Raw genomic sequence first — 21,830 nt, 5'->3', positions numbered from 1 at the left:
CCGGCGTCAGGCCGCGCAGTCCATGCAGATCATGACGCCGTTCTCTTCACTCGCGAGCCGGCTGCGGTGGTGTACCAGGAAGCAGCTCGCGCAGGTGAATTCGTCGGCCTGCTTGGGTACCACCCGCACCGACAGCTCTTCGCCGGACAGATCTGCACCCGGGAGTTCGAACGACTCCGCGGTGTCGGACTCGTCCACATCGACGACCGCAGACTGCGCCTCGTTTCGTCGTGCCTTCAGTTCTTCGAGCGAGTCCTCGGAGACCTCGTCGGTCTCCGAGCGCCTCGGTGCGTCGTAGTCGGTTGCCATTTCCTCTTCCCCTCGTCCTCGTGCGTACATCCCCGGTGCCCGGGCCGTCACTCCTCGACAGGTGTGACGATCCTTGGAAAACCGAAGATCAGGCAGATACATTCCTGCGGCTGGAACAACGCCTCAGGACTTCCGGAAGTGCCCGAAACACCTTTCGGAAAACATGACCTGCGCCTCACTTCCGCCTTCCTACGGACCCTTTCGAAATCGTGTGTTCTCACGACTGGGGCCGCCAGACAATAGCCGACGCGCCGCGAAAAGTGGCAACCGAACCGGACACTGTCGAAAACTGTCCGTCAATCGTCACCAACACCAGTTCGAGCCGAGACATTCCTGGACGCGGCATGTGCGCGACGGCGGCGGGGCGTGGATCTACAGTGATCAGGAGTTCGGTCGCAGTCGGCGGATCGTGGCCGGAACCACACCGATTCCCCGCGGGCCATCGAATCCGCGTTCATCTACGGAGAGGTCGACAGACACCGTGGTTTCCCTGATCACCGAAGGCAGCTCGACCGACGATCAGGGTCGGCGGTTCCCCCGGCGTCGCCTGCTACCCGCTGTCGCTCTGCTGTCGGTTCTGGCGCTCCTCGGCATCACGGTGTGGGCTCGCATCCTCACCGAACCCGAGGTGTACGCGACCACCGTCGACTGCAACCCGCCGGTGAAGCCGAAATCGCCGGACGCTCCCACGCCCGTCCCGCTCGGCGAGAAGGTGGGACGCAGCACCCTGCTCGACGTGGCCCCCGCGGCACTGTCGTCGACGCAGGTGCGCGTGTTCAACGCGAGCGGCGAGCGCGGGCAGGCCGCACACGTGGCAGCGCAGCTGGGCGAGTACGGATTCGCCAGCGCCCCCGACGTGCAGGCCGGCAACGATCCGGTGTACGTGGATCAGACACTGCAGTGCTACGGCCAGATCCGCTTCGGCGAGCAGGGCTTGGCCGCCGCCAGTGCACTGTGGCTCGTCGCGCCGTGCGCCGAACTGATCCAGGACGGCCGCACCGACGAGACCGTCGATCTGGCACTGGGCACCTACTCGAAGGACATCGCCCCCAGCGCCGACGCCGACGAGGTCCTCAAGTCGCTCAAGGATCCGGTTGCCGGGGCCGAGCCGGCGCCGCTCGACAGCGCGCTCCTCGACGCGGCCCGCACGGCGCGCTGCTGACCTTCGCGATCACGGTATCGGCGCGTACGCCCCCACCGACCGCATGACGGCCTCGAGCTCGTCGGCGATGCCCGGCGCCATCGCGAGCACGACTTCGCCGGATGCGCCGCCGACGTCGGGGCCGGGCAGGTGGACGCGGGCGCCGGCCTCGCTCGCGATGAGGGCACCGGCCGCCCAGTCCCACGGATTGAGCCCGTGCTCGAAGTGCGCGTCGACCCGCCCGGAGGCGACCATGCACAGATCCAGTGCGGCGGAACCCACGCGGCGGATGTCGCGCACATGCGGGAGCAGGGCCGCGATCAGCTTCCCCTGAGCGCGGCGACGTTCGACGCCGTAGCCGAACCCGGTGGCCAGAAGCGCCGAGGAGGCGTCGGTGATCGGGTTGCACGACAGCGTTCCCTCGACGACCGCGTCGGGAGCACCCGAGTCGACGAACCGGGCGCCCTCCCCCTTCGCGGCCGAGTACGTCACACGCGCAGCGACATCCACGACCGCCCCTGCGACGGATACACCGTCGATCTGGGCGGCGACGGAAACCGAGTATGCGGGGATTCCGTAGAGGAAGTTGACCGTCCCGTCGATCGGATCGACCACCCACCGCACCCCCTCGGGGACGTCTCGGGCCCCGCCGCCTTCCTCGCCGAGCACCGCGTCCTGCGGGCGCAGTTCGGCGAGAAGGCCCCGGATCAACTGCTCGGCCTCGGTGTCGACGACGGTGACGGGATCGGTCGGTGTGCTCTTCGCCCGCACCGACTGTCCGTCGTCTCCGTGCACGCGCGCGCCCATCACGCCGAACACCTCCGGACGGCGCACCCGCACGTGTTCGGCAGCGGTCTCGGCGACGGCGACGGCGACCCGCAGCAGGTCTGCGGGGGTGACGGAGGCGGAATTCGAATCGGTCCGGTCGACGGGCGAGCTGTTCACGCGGTGCATGTGTGTATCGCACCACATCCACGAGCCGCCCCACCACCGGTATCGCGGACCTGCCATCACGCGGCCGAATGCTTCGGAACCAACTACTGTTTCGACGCAGACGGCCATCTCGGCAGACGAGGTCTCGATCGAAGGGAGACGGTGGTGGGCGCACGCGGATTCGGCGTGGACGTCGGCGGCAGCGGCATCAAGGGGGCGCTGGTCGACCTCGCCACCGGTCGACTGGTCGAGGAGCGCATCAAGATCGAGACGCCCCGACCGGCGACCCCGGCCGCGGTCGCGGCAACCGTGGCCGAGATCGTTGCCCGCGCCGGCTGGAACGGGCCGGTCGGCGTCACCCTGCCGAGCGTCGTCACGGCCGGCGTCGCCCGCACTGCCGCGAACATCGACCCGTCCTGGATCGGGACCGACGCACGCGCCGTGCTGTCGGATGCCCTCGGCGGCCGACCCGTCACAGTCCTGAACGATGCCGACGCCGCCGGCATCGCCGAGGACCGGTTCGGCGCCGGCAAGGACGTCGACGGCGTCGTCGTGCTGCTGACGTTCGGCACGGGAATCGGGTCGGCGATCCTGCACCACGGCGTCCTCCTGCCCAACACCGAACTCGGCCACATGGAGGTCGACGGCAAGGAGGCCGAACATCGGGCCGCGTCGTCGGTCAAGGACGAGAAGGGGCTCTCGTACAAGGAGTGGGCCGCCGAGGTGACCCGCGTCCTGCAGCGCTACGAGGACCTGCTGTGGCCGGACCTGTTCATCGCCGGCGGCGGTATCAGCCGCAAGCACGAGAAGTGGATTCCGCGCCTGGAGAACCGTACGCCGATCGTTCCTGCAGCTCTGCTGAACACCGCGGGCATCGTCGGAGCGGCGCTGGCCTCCTCTGACGACCTGCCCGACGCAGTGGAAACCGGCATCGCTCCGTAACAATTTCCCAGCTGTCGTTACAATGGATGGCGGCCGACTGTGAGTCGGCGAAACCCGACAGACCTCTCCGCCGGAATTCCACTCTGGCGTGACGCCGCACGACACCGTCACGAAAGGGCGTACGTGGCAGCCACCGATACGCGTCAGACCGCAGATTCCACCCCCGAATCAGCGACCACTGCTTCCACTGCCGAGGCCACTACCGGTAGCGCGCCCGCCGCCAAGAAGGCTCCTGCGAAGAAGGCCGCCGCCAAGAAGGCGCCCGCCAAGAAGGCCGCCGCCAAGAAGGCTCCTGCGAAGAAGGCCGCCGCCAAGAAGACCGCGGCCAAGAAGACCACCAAGAAGGCCACCTCCAAGGCGGCCAAGGGCGGCGACGACATCGTCGAGGACGATGACATCGACATTGCCGACCTCGATGTCGCTGCCGGCGACCTCGTCGAGGAAGAGGTCGAGGACGTCGTCGTCGAAGAGGACGAGGAGACCGAGGAGCCGTCCGAGAAGGACAAGGCGTCCGGCGACTTCGTCTGGGACGAAGAGGAGTCCGAGGCTCTCCGCCAGGCCCGCAAGGACGCCGAGCTGACCGCATCCGCCGACTCGGTGCGTGCGTACCTCAAGCAGATCGGCAAGGTGGCCCTGCTCAATGCCGAGGAGGAGGTCGAACTCGCCAAGCGCATCGAGGCCGGCCTGTTCGCGACGCACAAGATGAACGAGATGGCGGAGAAGGGCGAGAAGCCCTCCCCCACCGATCGCCGCAACCTGAACTGGATCACGCGCGACGGCAACCGCGCCAAGAACCATCTGCTCGAGGCGAACCTTCGACTGGTCGTGTCGCTGGCCAAGCGCTACACCGGCCGCGGCATGGCCTTCCTGGACCTCATCCAGGAGGGAAACCTCGGTCTGATCCGTGCGGTCGAGAAGTTCGACTACACGAAGGGCTACAAGTTCTCGACGTACGCCACGTGGTGGATCCGTCAGGCCATCACCCGCGCGATGGCCGACCAAGCCCGCACGATCCGTATCCCCGTGCACATGGTCGAGGTCATCAACAAGCTCGGCCGCATCCAGCGTGAGCTGCTCCAGGATCTGGGCCGCGAGCCCACCCCCGAGGAGCTCGCGAAGGAAATGGACATCACGCCGGAGAAGGTGCTGGAGATCCAGCAGTACGCGCGTGAACCCATCTCGCTGGATCAGACCATCGGCGACGAGGGCGACAGCCAGCTCGGCGACTTCATCGAGGACTCCGAGGCCGTCGTCGCCGTCGACGCGGTGAGCTTCACGTTGCTGCAGGATCAGTTGCAGTCGGTGCTCGAGACCCTGTCCGAGCGCGAGGCCGGTGTGGTGCGCCTGCGCTTCGGCCTCACCGACGGCCAGCCGCGGACTTTAGACGAAATCGGTCAGGTCTACGGCGTCACCCGCGAGCGGATCCGCCAGATCGAGTCGAAGACCATGTCCAAGCTGCGCCACCCGTCGCGGTCGCAGGTGCTGCGCGACTACCTCGACTAGAGGCCGGACAGCACGTCAGCTGGTGAGGAAGGGGTCCTTCGGGGCCCCTTCCTCTTTTGGTCGGGGAGGCTGGAACAGCCGGACGATCGGCTCGGCGACGCGGGCCCCGACCGGCCCCAGAACAGCCATGAGCAACACGTAGGCGGTCGCGAGCGCGGCGAGTTCACCCTCCACCGCGCCCGCGGAGACCGCCAAGCCGGCGATGACGATCGAGAACTCGCCGCGCGCGATCAGGGCCGCACCGGCGCGTGCCCGACCCATGACGCCGATACCTTGACGTCCCGCGGCCCACCATCCGGTGAGCACCTTGGTGGCAGTGGTGACGACCGCCAGGCCGATCGCAGGCAGCAGCACCGGTGGGATGGTCGTCGGATCGGTGTTGAGACCGAAGACCACGAAGAACATCGCCGCGAACAGGTCCCGTAGAGGCTCGAGAAGACGCGTTGCGTTCCGCGCGGTGGAGCCGGAGATCGCGATGCCGAGCAGGAACGCGCCGACCGCCGCCGACACCTGCAGTGACGACGCGAAGCCTGCGACGAGCAGTGCCGCGCCGAGCAGCTTGAGCAGGAACACTTCGCGGTCGGTGCTGTCCACGATCGCGGAGACGACACTGCCGTACCGCAGCGCGACGACGAGCACGACGGTGATGACGGCGAACGAGATCGCGACCGCCTGGAGCCCGCCCAGGAAGCTCACACCCGCGAGGACCGCGGTGAGAATCGGCAGATACACCGCCATTGCGAGGTCCTCGAACACCAGGATCGACAGGACCACCGGGGTTTCGCGGTTACCGAGCCGGCCGAGGTCGCCGAGCACCTTCGCAACGATGCCCGACGACGAGATGTAGGTGACGCCGCCGAGGGTCAGCGCCCCGACCGGACCCCACCCGAGCAGCAGTGCCAGCAGCGCGCCCGGCGCCGCGTTCAGCACGAGATCGACGACCCCGGCGAACCACGACCGCCTGAGCCCGGTCACGAGTTCGGAGGCGGTGTATTCGAGACCCAGCAGCAACAGCAGCAGCACGACGCCGATCTCGCTGGCGAGATGGCTGAATTCGCCGATGTCGCCGAGCTGGATGAATCCGCCCTCGCCGAAGCACAATCCGCCGATCAGGTACAGCGGGATCGGCGACATGCCGATGCGTCCGGCCAGTCGGCCGAGCACCCCGAGGGCGAAGAAGACAGCGCCGAGTTCGACGAGTGCCAGTGCAGTGCCGGTCATCGCGCGTCGATCGTGCCGGGATCAGCCGTGCGCGAGAATCTTGGCGGCGTGATCGAGACCCTCCTGGGTACCTACCGCGACCAGGAGGTCGCCCTCGGTGAAGGTGAAGTCGGGATTCGGTGACGGCGCCACCTGTCCGGCCCGCATCACCGCGACGACGGAGACCCCGGTGCGGGTCCGCATCGCGGTTTCGCCGAGGGTGCGGCCGTCCCACGGCGAGTTCTCGCCGATCGGTAGCTGCCGGGTGCTGATGCCCGGCAGGTCGCGGTGTTCCTCGCGAAGCTGCGCGACCAGTTGCGGTGCGCCCAGCAGATTCGCCAGGACCGACGCCTCGTCCGAGTCGAGCGGAATCGAGGCCATGCAGGCGTCCGGGTCGTCGAGCTTGGAGACGATCAGATCGGTGCGGCCGTCACGGTGGGTGACCACCCCGATGCGCCGCCCGGTGGCCAGCGCGAAGTCCTTGCGGACCCCGATACCGGGCAGCGGCGTCACTTCGACGTTCATGGATAAACGGTAGCGCTCTTCACCGACTGCGGCCCGCGGCCCCTCTCGGCGCGTCTCGGGGTCCGGTCAGCCGACGGGTGGAAACAGTCCGTCGGCGCCGGGCCGGTAGTCGGTGACCTCGAGCACGGACTCGGCCGGCAGCGGGCCGTACAGATGCGGGAAGCGCATCGACGCCGGGTCCGACGGCACGCCCGGCTCCCACCGCGTCTCGGCGCCGAGACGGGCGGGATCCAGATACAGCAGCACGAGATCGGTCCTGCCCGCGAACAGGCGATTCGCGGGCAGATGGACCTGCGCGGGTGTCGAGAGGTGCACGAAGCCGTCGACGTCGAAACCGGGCGGGCGGCGGTGACCGGTCCTCCGCATCTCGTCCCATTCGGTTCGTGAACACAGGTGGACGAGCACGGCATCGGAGGCGGATCCTGCGCGGGACATGTACGGTTCCTTTCGGCCGACGCCCGGACGACAGCGACAAAAGTCAGCTGTCAGCGAACACCCTCATCCTCGCCGATCGCATCGTGCGAGTTCAGAGCGGGTGCTGTTAGGGACGACACACCGAGCGCGAATCGGGAACAACCCGATCAAGTCGAACGTCTGACAGAGTGGACCTACCGCGTCACCCCCGACGCGGCGGAAGACCCCAGGCGGTGGGTGCGAGCCCGCAGCCAGTTCGGAGGAGTCATGCCCGGAACACTGACCAGCCCCCCGTTGACCGCTGCCGACCGGTGCGACCGGTGCAGCGCCGGAGCCCGCGTGCGCGCCGTGCTCGCGAGCGGAGGAGAACTCCTCTTCTGCCAGCATCACGCCAACGAGCATGCCGATCGTCTTCGCGAGATGAACGCCACCATCGTGAGCGACTCGGAATCCTCCGCGACGACGATCTGACGCGTCAGCCTCCGGGCGGACCCCCGTCCGTCCTCGTTCCCGAAGCGGGCGGCCACCCAGGTGGCCGCCCGCTTCGGCGTTTGCGGGTTCACCACTGCCGCAGCGTCGCGATCCGGTCGGTGAGCTGTTCCACCGTCGCGATCGCGGTCGGCGGACCACCGCAGGCGCGGCGGAGTTCGCCGTGGATGATGCCGTGCGGCTTCCCCGTCCGGTGATGGTGCATGGCCACCAGCGAGTTGAGTTCGCGCCGCAGATTCGCCAGCTGGCCCGCCGAAGCCACCCGCTCCGCGACCTGCGGAACCGGTGGAGGTACCGGCGCTTCCGCGGCGGCCGCGGGCTTGTCGATCTGGCTCTGCTGCCGCTGCCGCAGCAGTGCGCGCATCTGTTCGGCGTCCAGCAGTCCGGGCAGTCCGAGATAGTCGGCTTCCTCGTCGGACCCGGAGAACGTGGCGGTTCCGAACGAAGAGCCGTCGTAGATCACCTGGTCGAGTTCGGCGTCCGCACCGAGCGAGGTGAACGCCTTCTCCTCCTCGCCGGGCTCGTCCTTCTGCTTGTTCGCATCCGCGATCAGCTCGTCGTCGAGGCCGTCCTTCTCGCGGTGCGGCTTGCCGAGGATGTGGTCACGCTGCGCCTCGAGCTGGCTCGCGAGATCGAGTAGGACGGGGACCGACGGCAGGAACACGCTCGCCGTCTCCCCCTTCACGCGCGATCGCACGAACCGCCCGATGGCCTGTGCGAAGAACAGCGGCGTCGAGGCACTCGTGGCGTAGACGCCGACGGCGAGGCGCGGCACGTCGACACCCTCGGACACCATGCGCACCGCCACCATCCACGGCTGCGTGCTCTTGGAGAACTCCGCGATCCGCTTGGAGGCGGTGGGGTCGTCGGACAGGATCAGCGCGGGCGCTTCCCCGGTGATGGCCTCGAGCTGTTTCGCGTAGGCGCGGGCCACGGTCTGGTCGGTCGCGATGACCAGACCGCCGGCGTCGGGCATGCCGCCTGCACGAAGCTGGCCGAGCCGCGTGTTCGCGGCCGCCAGCACCGACGGAATCCAGTCGCCGGCCGGATCCAGGGCCGTCCGCCAGGCACGGGCCGTCTGCTCGGCGTTCAGCGGCTCGCCGAGGCGGGCGGCGAACTCCTCGCCGGCGCTGTTGCGCCAGCGCGCCTCACCCGAGTAGGCGAGGAAGACGACCGGGCGGACGACGCCGTCGGCGAGCGCGTCGGAGTAGCCGTATGTGTGGTCGGCCTTCGAGCGCTGGTGACCCTCGTTGTCCGGTTCGTAGGTGACGAACGGGATGGGACTGTCGTCGCTGCGGAACGGGGTTCCTGTGAGCGCGAGGCGGCGGGTCGCGTCGCCGTACGCCTCGCGGATCGCGTCGCCCCAGCTCTTCGCGTCGCCGCCGTGGTGGATCTCGTCGAGGATCACCAACGTGCGTCGCGCCGCCGTGCGGGCATGATGCTTGAACGGGTGGGAGGCGACCTGCGCGTACGTGACCACGACACCGTGGTAGTCCGCCGACGTCTGTCCGGTCGAGTTGGAGAAGTTGGAGTCGAGCGCGATGCCGTTTCGCGCGGCCGACTCGGCCCACTGGTGCTTGAGGTGCTCGGTGGGCGCGACGACCGTGATCTGGTCCACGGTCCGATCTCGCAACAGCTCGGCCGCCACCCGCAGTGCGAACGTGGTCTTACCGGCTCCCGGCGTGGCGACCGCGAGAAAGTCCCGCGGCTTGGTGGCCAGGTACTTGGTGAGGGCGCGCCGCTGCCATGCTCGCAGGGAGCCGGTGGGAGCAGGTGCAGTTTCGACGGTTCCGGGTTCAGCGCTCACATCGCACCTCGCCACAGTCTTCGCACAGTTGTTCCCACTCCTCGCTTCGCCGACAGGGGTCACGGCTGCTGCCACGGCACGGTCTCGGAGCCCCGATCTCCGGCAACGACCCCCGAGGAGCCTAGCGCCCGACACCGACCGTTTCAGCATCAGCTCGGGGCGCCGACCGAAGCGGCAGGTGAGCACCCGCTGACGGAATCGTGCCGACACGGCCGCACCCCACCGAGCATCTCGGCGCGTCGTCAGGAATCCTGGAAGCATCATGGGCGAGACTCCGGCAGCGAAGAAGCACCGACCGTTCAAGCGGTGCGCTCAGGTCGTGGGCCGGACCGCGAGCAAGGCCTGGGACGACTCGATCTTCGGCAAGTCCGCCACGGCCGCGTTCTGGCAGACGCTCTCGCTGCCCCCGCTACTGCTGGGCCTGCTCGGCAGCCTCGGCTACGTCGGCGGCTGGTTCGGCCCCAACACCGTCGAGATCATCCAGTCGAAGATCATCACGTTCAGCCACACCGTGTTCAGCGAGAACGTCGTCGACCAGATCATCCAGCCGACCGTCGGCGACGTCCTCGGGCGCGGGCGGCCGGAGATCATCTCGGTAGGATTTCTGCTGTCGCTGTGGGCGGGGTCGTCGGCGATATCGACGTTCGTCGATTCGATCGTCGAGGCCCACGGCCAGCAGGATGCCCGGCACCCGGTGTGGCAGCGCGTCTTCGCGCTGCTGCTCTACGTCGGGTTCCTCATCCTCGCGGTCTTCACGTTGCCGCTGGTCGCGCTGGGCCCGACGATTATCGGCCGCGTGCTGCCGGAATCGTGGCACACGGTCGGGACGGAGATGGTGGATGCGTTCTACTACCCCGCGGTGGGCCTGCTGCTGATCATCGGCCTGACGACGCTGTACAAGGTTGCGCTGCCGAAGTCGCTGCCGTGGCACCGACTGCTGGGCGGGGCACTGCTCGCGGGAGTGTTCTTCATGGCGGCCAGCACGATTCTGCGCTGGTATCTGAGCGCGATAGCCGGCACCGGCTACACCTACGGCGCGCTCGCCACGCCCATCGCGTTCCTGCTCTTCACGTTCTTCCTGGGATTCGCGGTGGTGCTCGGCGCAGAGTTCAATGCCACCATCCAGGAGTTCTGGCCCGCCCGGGCGACCCGCATGGAGCAGGTCCGCGACTGGATCGCCGCGCAGGCGGCGATCGATGCGTCGGACGAAGCCGGACCGGTGACCGCGATCACGAGGCGAATCACGACCGGACCGATCCGCTTCACGTCTGATCGCTCACAGTCCGAGGACACCGAATCGGTGGACACGCCCGAGGTCGACGCATCCACCGAGGAGTCGACGGATCAGTCGCCCTTGCGCAACCCGTCGTAGATCTTCTTGCACTCGGGGCACACCGGCGACCCGGGCTTGGCGGACTTGGTCACCGGAAAGACCTCGCCACACAGCGCGACGACATGCGTTCCCATGACCGCGCTCTCGGCGATCTTGTTCTTCTTCACGTAGTGGAAGAACTTGGGAGTGTCGTCGTCCGTCGTCTCGTCAGTGGTGGTGTCGGGACGTTCCTTCGTCAAAGTGCTCACCCCTCAATAATGCCGCAAGCGCATGTGCAATTGCCGCCCGAGAGTGGAACAGTGGAACCATGGCGAGAACATCGGGGTTCGGCGACTCCGCCGAGAGCGGCACACCCCGCCACCCGGCACTGATCACCGAGGCGCAGCAGTCCATCGAGGATCAGCACCGAGCGCGCGTGAAGAAGTACCTGACGATCATGTCGTTCCGGATTCCCGCGCTCATTCTCGCGGCGCTCGCGTACGGTGCGTTCGGCAACGCCTGGATCTCGGTCGGCATCATCGCGCTGTCGATTCCGCTGCCGTGGATCGCGGTCCTCATCGCGAACGACCGGCCACCGCGCTCGAAGGACGAACCCAGCCGGTACGACAACCGCAACTCGTCCCGCGCGATCGAGTCGCGGAACGACCGCACCATCGAGGGTTGACTCGCGCGGCCGACCGGTCGTGACCGGCCTGCTGCAACAATGCTCGCGTGACCCGTGATCTCCTGCTGTCCGTGTGCGGCCCCCTTCGCGAGGCGCTCACGCGCTGCAAGTTCGACACCGACTCGATTCTCGACCTCCTGGGCCCGCAGGCCCACGCCGCCCTGGACCGGCACGAGCCGGTACCGGTCCGCCGCGCGTCCGCGGCCGGCGGCGATCTCGGTCTTCTCGTTCGACTGTTCCTGCTCGGTGACGACTGCGACGTCGCCGACGTCGCGTCCGCGCTGAGCCCTCTCGACATCGACGACGCCGTCGCCGCCGGCCTGCTGTCGCGTGACGGCGACACCGTGCGGGCCGAACTGGATCTGCGCCCGCTGGATCTGGGCACCGGCAACCGGTGGGTGCTGTCCGACCTCGACGGCTCGATGCGGACTCGCCCCACCGCCGACGACCACGTGATCGGTGTGGGTCACGCGTCCCTGTCCTTGTTGCAGGGCACCCCCACCCGTCCGGTCGGCACCGTGCTCGACGTCGGCACCGGATGCGGCATCCAGGCGCTGCGCGCGGCGGACTATGCGGGCACGGTGACGGCAACCGACGTCAACCCGCGGGCGACCGACCTGACCGCGGCCACCGCGGCACTGAACGGACTCGACTTCGAGATCCTCGAGGGTTCGTGGTTCGAGCCGGTCGCGGGCCGCACCTTCGATCAGATCGTCGCGAACCCGCCGTTCGTGGTCAGCGAGGCCCGGGTGGTCAACAGCTACCGCGACTCGGGTCTGGACCTCGACGGCGCGAGCGAACTGATGATCTCCGAAGCCGCGGACCATCTCGCACCGGGCGGGACGGCCGCGATACTCGCGTCGTGGCTGCACGTCGACGGCGAGGACTGGCGCCACCGGGTGGCGTCGTGGCTGCCCGCTCACGGCGTCGACGCGTGGATCGTCCAGCGTGACGTCGCCGATCCAGCTCTCTACGTCGGGACGTGGCTGCGCGACGGCGGCGGCGATCTGCGAGATCCGGCGGTGCAGGCCCGCGCCGAGGCGTGGCTCGATCATCTCGCCGAAGCCGATGTCGAGGGGGTCGGATTCGGGTTCGTCTACCTCCGGCGGACGGACGCGCCGTCGGACATCCTGTGCGAGGACCTGCGGCACGGTTTCAGCGATCCGCTCGGCGACGAGGCACTCGCCTACTTCGACCGGCTGGCATGGCTGCGCGAGCACGACGTACTCGCGTCGCGTTTCACGGTGCGCCCCGACACTGCCCTCGAACGGGTCTTCCTTCCCGGCGACGACGGCTGGAAGCAGGTGGTCACGCGGGTGCACCGCGGCAACGGCCCGCAGTGGCAGCACGAGGTGGACGATCTGGCGGCCGCGCTGCTCGCGGGAATGCGCGGTGACGGGTTGGTGTTGGAAGAACTCGTCACGCTACTCGCCTTCGCGCACGACGAGGACGAGGAGTCGCTGGCCGCCACCGCGATACCGCTGGTGCACTCGCTGGTGCGTCACGGGTTGATCGAACCCGCCTGACGCGTTCCCGGGCACGTACCTTCTCAGGAACTTCTCAGGGGACCTCGGCGATACCCGCAGGTCAGGGGCGGCGACGACGAATCGTCTCGGGAACTTTCCCGGACCGTCGAAGCGTTGAGGGATATGAGACACCCCGACGAGGAGGCAGGTCATGACAAGCCCCGGCACCACTCGACCCCGCACCATCGACTCCGATCTGGACGGCCAGAGCCCGGCCGCAGATCTCGTTCGCGTCTATCTGAACGGGATCGGCCGTACAGCCCTGCTGACGGCCGCTGACGAGGTCGATCTGGCGCGGCGCATCGAGGCGGGGTTGTACGCCGCGCACGTGCTCGCGACCAAGAAGCGGCTCACCGCGGCCAAGAAGCGCGATCTCGCGACCATCGTCCGGGACGGCGAGGCAGCACGCCGCCACCTCCTGGAGGCCAATCTGCGCCTCGTGGTGTCGCTGGCGAAGCGCTACACCGGACGCGGCATGCCGCTCCTGGACCTCATCCAGGAGGGCAATCTCGGCCTGATCCGCGCGATGGAGAAGTTCGACTACGCGAAGGGCTTCAAGTTCTCCACGTACGCCACGTGGTGGATCCGTCAGGCGATCACGCGCGGCATGGCCGATCAGAGCCGAACGATCCGACTGCCCGTCCACCTCGTCGAGCAGGTCAACAAGCTGGCCCGGATCAAGCGTGAGCTGCACCAGCAGCTCGGGCGCGAGGCCACCGACGAGGAACTGTCGCAGGAGTCGGGAATCCCCGAGCACAAGATCGCGGACCTGCTCGACCACAGCCGCGACCCGGTGAGCCTGGACATGCCCGTCGGCAACGACGAGGAAGCGCCGCTGGGCGACTTCATCGAGGACTCCGAGGCCACGTCCGCGGAGAACGCGGTCATCGCCGGGCTGCTGCACAGCGACGTCCGCAGCGTCCTGGCCACCCTCGACGAGCGGGAGCAGCAGGTGATCCGCCTGCGCTACGGCCTCGACGACGGCCAGCCGCGCACCCTCGACCAGATCGGCAAGCTGTTCGGTCTGTCCCGCGAACGCGTGCGGCAGATCGAGCGTGAGGTGATGGGCAAGCTCCGTCAGGGTGAGCGCGCCGATCGTCTGCGCGCCTACGCGAGCTGACCCCTTCTCGACCGGCTTCCCGGCCGATCTTCCGTACCCTCCCCCTCGGGTCCGGAAGGTCGGCCGGGTTTCTCGTTCACGGAGGTTCGCGGCGTTCGGTCACCACTCCCGCAGCCGGCGCGGACCGAGATCGGCCATGCTCAGCTCCGGCCCGATCCGCACCCGGGCGTCGGTGACCTGCGCGCCCTCGGCGGACGCGAGCACCGGCTCGCACGCGAGCGACCGCACCTCGGGCAGGTCGTCGGCCAGGGCCGACACCCGCTGGACCAGGTCGACGAGCGCCTTCTTGTTCACAGGCGCTGCGCTGCGGTAGCCGGAGAGCAGCGGCGCGGCCTTGGGCGCGTCGATCAACTCGGTGGCCTCGTCCTCGGTCAGCGGCAGCACCCGGTACGCCCGGTCGCCCAGCAGATCGGAGATCACGCCGGCCAGACCGAACGAGATCAGCGAGCCGAACGAGGGGTCGTCCTGTACCCCGACAACGCAGCCGATGCCCTTGGTGGCCATCTTCTGCACGTGCAGCAGCGGCTCGCCCGACGCGGCCGCGAGATCCCGGTACGCGAGCCGCACCGAGTCCGGGCCCACCAGATCCAACCGCACGCCACCGAGGTCCGGGCGGTGTCGCCACAGTTCGCCGGTCGCCTTGACCGCGACCGGGTATCCCAGTTCGTCGGCCGCGGCGACAGCTTCGTCCTCGGTGGTGGCGGCCCGGAACTCCACCACGGGGACGCCGTAGCACTCGAGCAACTGCGCGGCCTCGAAGTCCGACAGCCAGCGGCCGTTCGACTCCCCCAGCCAGCTCTCGACGAGAGTGCGCGCCCGATCGGAGTCGATGCCGTTGGGACGGACCACCTTCGATACCGGCCGGCCCCGCCACGCCGCGTAGCGCCACGATCGCGCCAGGGCCAGCGCCGCCCGCTCGGGGCCGGGGAACGACGGGACCGACCCCCGCGTCGGGAAACCGTCGGGCCCGCGCACAGCGAGGACGTCCGGGATGCCCTCGGCGGCGAGGAACGTGGTGAGGATCGGCTTGTCGGTGTCGACGACGGCCTCCCGCAACGCCTGCGCGTACGGTTCGACGGCGACCGCGACGGGCGGCGCGAAGACCGCGATGACGGCGTCGACGTCGAACGACGCGAGGGCGGTGGAAACCGCGTCGGCGAACACCTCGGGTGTGGCCTGCGCACCGAGATCGACGGGCTCCCCCACCTGCAGGCCCTCGCGCCGCGCCGCGTCGACGGCCAGCACGCCGAGCGCGGTCGAGTTGCCGACCACCGCCACTCGCGGCCCCGCCGGAAGCGGCTGATAACCGAAGAGCAGTGCGCAGTCGAAGAGCTGCGAGATCGAGCCGACCTGCACGACGCCGGCCTGCTCGAACAGCGACCGCACGATCGAGTCGTCCATCTCGACCCCCGTCGCCGCGAGCGCGGGGGGCACCGCGTGGCGGCCGCTCTTGACCGCCACGATCGGCTTGTTTCGGGCGACCCGGCGAGCGATCCGGGAGAACTTCCGGGGATTGCCGAAGCTCTCCAGGTACAGCAGCACCACCTCGGTGTCCGGGTCGGTGTCCCAGTACTGCAGCAGGTCGTTGCCGGAGACGTCGGCACGGTTACCGGCCGACACGAACGTCGACAGGCCCAGGTGCCGCTTCGCGGCCTGGTCGAGGATCGCGATGCCGAGGGCGCCGGACTGGCAGAAGAAGCCGACCCGCCCCGGCTTGGGCAGCACCGGAGCGAGCGTCGCGTTCAGCGACACCGCCACGTCGTTGTTCGCGACGCCGAGCGCGTTCGGTCCGATGAGGCGCATGCCGTGCGCGCGAGCCGCGTGCACGAGGCGCCGCTCGGAGTCACGCCCGTCCGGGCCGGTCTCACCGAACCCCGCCGACACGACCACGAGCGCCTTGACCCCCTTGGCCAGGCAGTCGTCGAGCACCGCGTCGATCGACTCGGCCGGGACGGCCACGACGGCCAGGTCGACGTCGTCGGGGATGTCGCGCACCGTCGGGTAGGCACGCACCCCGCGCACCGATCGGTGCTCGGCGTTGACCGGGTACACGGGCCCGGAGAAGTTGCCCTGCAACAGGTTCGCCAGAACGGCGTTGCCGACCTTGGAGCTGTCCGTGGAGGCACCGATCACGGCCACCGACCGCGGGCTGAGCACGTTGCGGACACTGCGGGCCTCGGCGGCGCGTTCGCGCGAGTTCCGCACCGACAGCAGCGCCTCGGTCGGGTCGATCGCGAATTCGAGGCGCAGCACACCGCCGTCGAAACTGCGGCTGACCTGGTATCCGGCTTCCCGGAACACCGAGACCATGTTGCGGTTCTCGGCGAGGACCTCGGCGACGAACATGTTCAGACCGTTCTCGGCGGCCGCGCCCGCGAGGTGCTCGAGCAGGATCGGTCCGAGACCGCGACCCTGATGCGCGTCGGCCACGACGAAGGCGACCTCCGCCGAGCGTCCGTCACCGACGTCGAGCAGGCGTTCGTACCGGCCCACCGCGATGATCTCGTCGCCGAGGATCGCCACGAAGGCGACGCGGTTGCGGTGATCGACCGTCGTGAAGTTGACGACGTCCCGGTTGGACATGGTGGGGTACGGGCCGAAGTACCGCAGGTAGCGGGTGCGTTCGGACAGCTTGCCGTGGAACTCGACGAGTTTGTCGGCGTCCTCGGGAACGATCGGCCGCAGATGGACGACACCCCCGTCCGACGCGAGTACGTCGGCGAGCCAGTGGCGCGGAAAGTTCCGCGCGCGTTCGAGATCGACCTTCTTGCCGTCTTTGGCGGTGCCGTCAGTCACGGGGATCCTCCGGATCGAGGCCGAGCAGTGGGAACGTGGCGCGACGAGTCGCGATGATCGCCGCGTCGATGCGGGTGAGGGCGCGGTCCATCGAAGCCACTCCCGTCTCGGGAGTTCCTCCCGGTCCGTCCCACGGCAGATACTTCGTGTCGCCGCCCTCCCCCATCGTCGTCGGCAGGTCGACGCTCGGCGCGACGGCATGCGCCTTCTCCCGCCAGCCGTCGGGAATCGCCGTGGCGGGGTCGATCTCACGGTCGAGTGCGGTCGCGATCAGATGGGTCCACGATCTCGGTACGACCCGGACCAGGCCGTATCCGCCTCCGCCGACAGCGAGCCAACGGCCCTCGGCGTACCGATCGGCGAGCTCGCGCATCGCGAGATACGCGGCCCGCTGACCGTCGACGGTCAGTGCGAGATCGGCCAGCGGGTCCTCGCGATGATTGTCGGCACCGCACTGGCTGATGACGATCTGCGGCCGGAACCCGGCGATCGCGGCCGGCACGACCGCGTGGAACCCTCTCAGCCACAGCGCATCACTGGTGCCGGGCAGGACCGGGAGGTTGATCGCGGTGCCTTCGGCGGCGCCGGACCCCACCTCGCTCGACCAACCGGTGTTGGGCCACAACGTCGCGGGGTGCTGGTGGATGGAGATCGTCATCACACGTGGGTCGCCGAGAAACGCGTGCTGGACGCCGTCTCCGTGGTGGGCGTCGATGTCGACGTAGGCGATCCGGTCGAAGCCGTTGTCCAGCAACCAGGAAATGGCGATCGCGGCATCGTTGTACACACAGAACCCGGATGCCCAGTCCGCCATCGCGTGGTGCATTCCGCCGCCGATGCTCACCGCGCGGCGGGCGCGGCCGGACGCAATCTCCTTGGCGGCGGCGAGCGAACCACCGGCGAGGACGGCGCTGGCCTCGTGCATGCGCGGGAAGATCGGGTTGTCGTCGGTACCGAGTCCGTGCCGCGTCTCCAACTCCGGGGGCAGCGCCGTGTCGGGGCCGTCGCCGGCGAGTTTGACCGCGTCGATGTAGGCGGGGGTGTGGATGCGGAGCAGATCGGCGTCGGAGGCGGCGTCGGGGCGGACCACCTCCGCCGCGTCGATCAAACCCAGTCCGTCGGCAAGCGCCATCGTCAGATCGAGCCGGGTGGGGTTCATCGGATGCTGCGGACTCCAGCGGTAGCTGAGATAGTCCGGACTCCAGACCACGACGCGATCCGATCCGGTGGTTGCTGTGCCCCTCCCGGGACCTGACGACACGGCCATTCACCCAAGCTACTTGGCGCGACGGCGCCCGCGCGAGGCGCCACGAACCGTGTCGGGCGCACGGGTCGGCGGCCCACTCCGGGCGGCGCCCGAGCGACGCGTTTCACGTCGACGCCCGAGCGGGACCGACAAACCGGAATGCCCGGTAGAATCACGCCAGACGAAGGGGTGTGAGAGTGAAGGATCTGGTCGACACCACGGAGATGTATCTCCGGACGATCTACGACTTGGAAGAAGAGGGCGTCGTCCCGCTCCGCGCGCGGATCGCCGAACGACTCGAGCAGAGCGGTCCGACCGTGAGCCAGACGGTTGCTCGCATGGAGCGCGACGGACTGCTCCAGGTGGCGGGTGACCGTCATCTCGAGCTCACCGAGAAGGGCCGCAACCTTGCGGTCGCGGTGATGCGCAAGCATCGCCTCGCCGAGCGTCTGCTCGTCGACATCATCGGCCTCGAATGGGATCAGGTGCATGCCGAGGCATGCCGCTGGGAGCACGTGATGAGCGAGGACGTCGAACGGCGCCTCGTCGAGGTACTGAAGAACCCGACGACCTCGCCGTACGGCAACCCGATCCCGGGTCTGGCGGATCTGGGACTCGACCGTCCGGTGGGCAATGCGGAGACGCTCATCCGGCTCACGGACGTGCCGCCGGGCAAGCCGACCGCCGTGGTGGTGCGGCGCCTCGCCGAGCACGTGCAGTCCGATCCCGAACTGATCGGTCAGCTCCGCGAAGCGGGCGTGGTCCCCGATGCAAGGGTTACAGTCGAGACCCGACCGGGCTCGGTGACGATCACCGCGTCCGGTCACGACGAATTCGACCTTCCCGAGGAAATGGCCCACGCCGTCCAGGTGAAGCAGGTCTGACACCTCGCTTCGCGTGTGCGGTCGCGGCACGCGAGGAGATGAACTGTGAGACTTCTGGTTACCGGCGGCGCAGGATACGTCGGCAGCGTGTGCACCACCGTGCTGCTCGAGCGTGGCCACGAGGTGGTCGTCGTCGACGACCTCTCGACCGGAAACGCCGACGCCGTGCCGGCAGGTGCCGAGTTCATCGAGGGTGACATCGCCGCTGTTGCCGGATCCGTGCTCGGATCCGGCAACAGCACACCCCGTTTCGACGGTGTGTTGCATTTCGCCGCACAGTCGCTGGTCGGCGAGTCCGTCGAGCGTCCGGAGCAGTACTGGCAGGGCAACGTCGTGACGACGCTCGCGCTGCTCGAGGCCATGCGGCTGTCGGGCACACCCCGCCTGGTGTTCTCGTCCACCGCGGCCACCTACGGCGAGCCGGAACGCACACCCATCACCGAGGACGCACCGACCCGTCCCACCAACCCGTACGGCGCCACGAAGCTCGCGATCGACCACGCGATCACGTCGTACGCGAACGCGCACTCGCTCGCCGCCACCAGCCTGCGCTACTTCAACGTCGCCGGAGCCTACAAGGGCGCGGGTGAGAACCGAGTCGTGGAAACACATCTCATTCCCCTCGTGCTCCAGGTCGCGTTGGGTCAACGCGAGAAGATCTCCGTCTTCGGCACCGACTGGCCCACCAAGGACGGCACCGCGGTGCGCGACTACATCCACGTCCTCGACCTGGCCGACGCCCACCTGCTGGCCCTCGAGTCGTCGGTCCCCGGACACCACCGCATCTACAACCTCGGTAGCGGCGCCGGATTCACTGTCCGCGAAGTCATTTCGGCCTGCGAGCGGGTGACCGGCCTGCCCATCGCCGCCGAGGACGCCCCCCGACGCGCGGGTGACCCTGCCGTGCTGATCGCGTCGAGCGACCGTGCCGTGGACGAACTCGGTTGGCGCCCGGCACACACCGACCTCGACGAGATCGTCTCCGACGCCTGGACGTACCTCCAGGCCTTGGGTGATCGGTCGCACGCCGCCCGTCGCTAGTCCGCCGGCGGGGGCAGACGCACCCCGAGTTCCGCCGCGATGCCGCGCCCGACGTCGGCGAGCTCGCGCAGGACGCAGGGGCGCACTCCGCGCTGCAGAGCATCGTCGAGAAGATTGGCCAGACGGTGGCAGGGGTCGGCCGCGAGTGCCGCACACAGGGCGACCCCTGCCATCGGTCCGTCACCCCGCAGGTACGCGCTGAATCCGAGGAGCGCGAGCGGTTCGGCCCGTTCCGGCTCGGGCAGTGCGCGAGCCAGGACGATCCACAGCTGCTCGGCGGCATCTGCGTCGCTGCCGGCGGACAGCGCGAGCAACGCATCACGGGCCCGCGAATTCTCCAGCACGAGAGCCAGTTCCGCGCATTCCTCGGGTGTCAGCTCGTCGCCCGAGGCGGTCTGCGCGATCCTGGCGAGCACCAGTTCGACGCAACGCCGGTCGAAGCTGACCGGATCGGTAGCGCTCCGCGCCATCCCGTCGCCGCGCGTGATCCGCTCACGCGCAGCGTCGATGTGGTCGGCGACATCCTGCTGCTCGCCGAGCGAGTCGGGGATCAGAACCGCCTCGAGTTCGTCCCGGGAGGCTCGAATTGCGCGGCCGCCGAGGACCTGCGCCACGGCGACCCTCGACGCCGTCGGGTCCGGGAGTGCTCCCCGCACGCTGCCGGTGAGGTTCGTCCACGGGGCGCCCGCCTCGATCCGGCCGACGAGATGCGTCGCGGCGATCGAGATTCCCTGCTCGCCGAGCAGCTCGTCGAACGCATCCACGATCTGCCCGTACGGCGCGAGATCGCACGATTCGGGCCGGTCCGGCAATCGGTCGTCGACCATGACGACCAGGACGCGGTCCGCACCTTCCCGGACGGCCACCGCGGTGAACTGTCCGAGGACCGTGCGCATCAGCGCGGGCTCGCGCGGCCGCAGATCGTGCCGCATCACGGCGCCGACCGAGGTACCGGTCAGACAGATCGCGACGAGCGAACGGTGCGGGTGGAAGCCGAGCAGGGCGGGAACCGCGCTCACGAGGTCGCCGGGCTCGGAGATGCGCACGGCGTGGGACGTACGCGGGTCGCGTGGACAGGGTGAGCCGTGTGCCGAGGTCGATGTCGTCATGCCACGACGATGCTGGGTGTCCCCGACGACGTGATCTCGGCGAACTGGGACGATCCCTGCCCTGTGGATGAGGTCGAGGGCTGTGCACAACCCTCGGTTACGGCAGCCGGACGCGTCCTGTCTGTCGGGCCGGGGTGTTAAAGCCGCGATCTCACCCGGCTCGGACCTTCTGCACGGCGGCGGTGAAGAGTTCGTCCAGGACGTCGGCGTCGCTCCCGTCCGGCGCCGTGTCGAACGACATGAAGGTGGCCTGGATCCGCACGTCGTCGATCTGAGCCATCAAGGTGAGCATCGACTGCGTCACCGCCCCACCGGGCCCTCCGGATTCGACCGTCCGGTGCAGTGCGAGCGTGTGGTCCACCTCGACCCGGGGTGGACGGGTGATCGCGGTACGCACCTGCACGTCGACGCCGTTCGCAGTGGCGGTGACATCGGGACATTGGACGAGTTGCGCTTCGAGTTCCGAAAGCGGAGTCGACACCCGGACCAGTTCGATCGTGACGGTGGAGCGGCTCACCGAATCCGTACCGACCGCGATCGCGGTTCCGTTCGCGGTGTAGTCCTGCGGCGGCGGTTTGCACCCGGGCGGGTCGACCCTGGCGCCGGGCGCGATCCCGGTGAGGTCGGGCGCCGCCTGCGAAACGGCCTGTGTGGGAAGAACGACGGCGGGGTACGCGGGCGGGAACGCCGCCGGCTCGAGCAGCAACTCTCCGAGCGGCCGCGATGCCACCCCTTTCTCGGCAGGCCTCGCGGTGCCGGACACCACCGACCCGCAACCCGCGACGAGCACCACGGCGGCCGACGCGAGCGCGGCCGACACGAGTGCGCAGTGCCTGCGCTCCGTCATG

General features: G+C 68.8%; 21 protein-coding genes. 10 read left to right on the top strand and 11 right to left on the bottom strand.

Features of this window, described 5'->3' with window-relative positions; translation table 11 throughout:
• Positions 1-6: 6 nt before the first annotated feature.
• Positions 7-309 (bottom strand): DUF4193 domain-containing protein, encoded by a 303-nt coding sequence (locus C7H75_RS11120; RefSeq protein ID WP_005513624.1) that lies wholly within the window; start codon positions 307-309, stop codon positions 7-9.
• Positions 310-790: 481 nt separating this feature from the next.
• Between C7H75_RS11120 and cei the strand changes: the two genes are divergently transcribed.
• Positions 791-1,471, top strand: coding sequence for an envelope integrity protein Cei (gene cei / locus C7H75_RS11115; RefSeq protein WP_022595560.1), 681 nt, complete (start codon positions 791-793; stop codon positions 1,469-1,471).
• Between the two features lie 9 nt (positions 1,472-1,480).
• Here cei and C7H75_RS11110 read toward each other — a convergent pair whose 3' ends face one another.
• On the bottom strand, positions 1,481-2,404 hold the full coding sequence (locus tag C7H75_RS11110; RefSeq protein WP_005513627.1) for an inositol monophosphatase family protein: 924 nt from the start codon (positions 2,402-2,404) through the stop codon (positions 1,481-1,483).
• A 144-nt stretch (positions 2,405-2,548) separates the two neighbouring features.
• On the opposite strand from C7H75_RS11110, the gene ppgK reads away from it, so the two are divergent.
• Both ppgK and C7H75_RS11100 read left to right on the top strand, forming a co-directional pair.
• Positions 2,549-3,325 (top strand): polyphosphate--glucose phosphotransferase, encoded by a 777-nt coding sequence (gene ppgK, locus C7H75_RS11105; RefSeq protein WP_172504522.1) that lies wholly within the window; start codon positions 2,549-2,551, stop codon positions 3,323-3,325.
• A 123-nt stretch (positions 3,326-3,448) separates the two neighbouring features.
• Entirely contained in the window at positions 3,449-4,828 is a 1,380-nt protein-coding gene (locus C7H75_RS11100) for an RNA polymerase sigma factor (protein ID WP_005513631.1), read from the top strand.
• Positions 4,829-4,843: 15 nt separating this feature from the next.
• On the opposite strand, the gene C7H75_RS11095 is transcribed toward C7H75_RS11100, so the two are convergent.
• From C7H75_RS11095 to C7H75_RS11085, 3 genes are all read right to left on the bottom strand, one after another.
• On the bottom strand, positions 4,844-6,049 hold the full coding sequence (locus C7H75_RS11095) for a cation:proton antiporter (protein ID WP_005513632.1): 1,206 nt from the start codon (positions 6,047-6,049) through the stop codon (positions 4,844-4,846).
• Between the two features lie 21 nt (positions 6,050-6,070).
• Positions 6,071-6,553 carry a cation:proton antiporter regulatory subunit gene (locus C7H75_RS11090; protein WP_005513633.1) on the bottom strand — a complete coding sequence of 161 codons (483 nt, stop codon included), beginning with the start codon at positions 6,551-6,553 and terminating at the stop codon, positions 6,071-6,073.
• Positions 6,554-6,619: 66 nt separating this feature from the next.
• Positions 6,620-6,988 carry a DUF952 domain-containing protein gene (locus C7H75_RS11085; protein WP_005513634.1) on the bottom strand — a complete coding sequence of 123 codons (369 nt, stop codon included), beginning with the start codon at positions 6,986-6,988 and terminating at the stop codon, positions 6,620-6,622.
• Between the two features lie 246 nt (positions 6,989-7,234).
• Between C7H75_RS11085 and C7H75_RS11080 the strand changes: the two genes are divergently transcribed.
• Positions 7,235-7,438: a DUF7455 domain-containing protein gene (locus tag C7H75_RS11080; protein WP_005513636.1), complete on the top strand. Its 204-nt coding sequence runs from the start codon at positions 7,235-7,237 to the stop codon at positions 7,436-7,438.
• 88 nt (positions 7,439-7,526) lie between these two features.
• On the opposite strand, the gene C7H75_RS11075 is transcribed toward C7H75_RS11080, so the two are convergent.
• Positions 7,527-9,263, bottom strand: coding sequence for a DEAD/DEAH box helicase (locus tag C7H75_RS11075; protein ID WP_005513637.1), 1,737 nt, complete (start codon positions 9,261-9,263; stop codon positions 7,527-7,529).
• A gap of 262 nt (positions 9,264-9,525) precedes the next feature.
• Here C7H75_RS11075 and C7H75_RS11070 point away from each other — a divergent pair, with 262 nt between their 5' ends.
• On the top strand, positions 9,526-10,635 hold the full coding sequence (locus tag C7H75_RS11070) for a YihY/virulence factor BrkB family protein (protein WP_106851354.1): 1,110 nt from the start codon (positions 9,526-9,528) through the stop codon (positions 10,633-10,635).
• Here the strand turns inward: C7H75_RS11070 and C7H75_RS11065 are convergent.
• Positions 10,608-10,844, bottom strand: a complete 237-nt coding sequence (locus C7H75_RS11065; protein WP_005513641.1) for a DUF3039 domain-containing protein — start codon at positions 10,842-10,844, stop codon at positions 10,608-10,610. The two genes, C7H75_RS11070 and C7H75_RS11065, sit on opposite strands and share 28 nt — an antisense overlap.
• A 59-nt stretch (positions 10,845-10,903) precedes the next feature.
• On the opposite strand from C7H75_RS11065, the gene C7H75_RS11060 reads away from it, so the two are divergent.
• The 3 genes from C7H75_RS11060 (at position 10,904) to C7H75_RS11050 (ending at position 13,906) form a co-directional block, all read left to right on the top strand.
• Complete coding sequence (locus C7H75_RS11060) at positions 10,904-11,260, top strand: DUF3099 domain-containing protein (RefSeq protein ID WP_005513642.1); 357 nt, start codon at positions 10,904-10,906, stop codon at positions 11,258-11,260.
• Positions 11,261-11,307: 47 nt separating this feature from the next.
• Positions 11,308-12,786 carry a DUF7782 domain-containing protein gene (locus tag C7H75_RS11055; protein ID WP_106851353.1) on the top strand — a complete coding sequence of 493 codons (1,479 nt, stop codon included), beginning with the start codon at positions 11,308-11,310 and terminating at the stop codon, positions 12,784-12,786.
• Positions 12,787-12,937: 151 nt separating this feature from the next.
• A complete protein-coding gene (locus C7H75_RS11050) occupies positions 12,938-13,906 on the top strand; it encodes a sigma-70 family RNA polymerase sigma factor (RefSeq protein WP_005513647.1) in 969 nt (322 codons plus the stop codon).
• A 99-nt stretch (positions 13,907-14,005) separates the two neighbouring features.
• Here the strand turns inward: C7H75_RS11050 and C7H75_RS11045 are convergent, their stop codons facing one another.
• Together C7H75_RS11045 and C7H75_RS11040 are read right to left on the bottom strand one after the other, a co-directional pair.
• Complete coding sequence (locus C7H75_RS11045; protein WP_005513648.1) at positions 14,006-16,702, bottom strand: bifunctional acetate--CoA ligase family protein/GNAT family N-acetyltransferase; 2,697 nt, start codon at positions 16,700-16,702, stop codon at positions 14,006-14,008.
• Positions 16,695-17,969 (bottom strand): acetoin utilization protein AcuC, encoded by a 1,275-nt coding sequence (locus tag C7H75_RS11040; protein WP_037084333.1) that lies wholly within the window; start codon positions 17,967-17,969, stop codon positions 16,695-16,697. The genes C7H75_RS11045 and C7H75_RS11040 overlap by 8 nt, the downstream gene beginning before the upstream one ends.
• Before the next feature lie 176 nt (positions 17,970-18,145).
• On the opposite strand from C7H75_RS11040, the gene C7H75_RS11035 reads away from it, so the two are divergent.
• Positions 18,146-18,832, top strand: coding sequence for an iron-dependent transcriptional repressor DtxR (locus C7H75_RS11035; RefSeq protein WP_005513651.1), 687 nt, complete (start codon positions 18,146-18,148; stop codon positions 18,830-18,832).
• Positions 18,833-18,877: 45 nt separating this feature from the next.
• The gene (galE, locus tag C7H75_RS11030) at positions 18,878-19,873 is read left to right on the top strand and encodes a UDP-glucose 4-epimerase GalE (RefSeq protein ID WP_013415808.1); all 996 of its coding nucleotides are present in this window, start codon (positions 18,878-18,880) and stop codon (positions 19,871-19,873) included.
• Here the strand turns inward: galE and C7H75_RS11025 are convergent.
• Both C7H75_RS11025 and C7H75_RS11020 read right to left on the bottom strand, forming a co-directional pair.
• Positions 19,870-20,982 carry a DUF4192 domain-containing protein gene (locus tag C7H75_RS11025; protein WP_037084335.1) on the bottom strand — a complete coding sequence of 371 codons (1,113 nt, stop codon included), beginning with the start codon at positions 20,980-20,982 and terminating at the stop codon, positions 19,870-19,872. The two genes, galE and C7H75_RS11025, sit on opposite strands and share 4 nt — an antisense overlap.
• Before the next feature lie 151 nt (positions 20,983-21,133).
• Positions 21,134-21,829, bottom strand: a complete 696-nt coding sequence (locus C7H75_RS11020) for a lipoprotein (RefSeq protein WP_022595549.1) — start codon at positions 21,827-21,829, stop codon at positions 21,134-21,136.
• Position 21,830 lies beyond the last annotated feature (1 nt).

Source organism: Rhodococcus (subgen. Prescottella) equi (assembly GCF_003013675.1).
GTDB lineage: Bacteria > Actinomycetota > Actinomycetes > Mycobacteriales > Mycobacteriaceae > Prescottella > Prescottella equi.
This window is presented reverse-complemented; position numbering and strand designations above follow the sequence as displayed.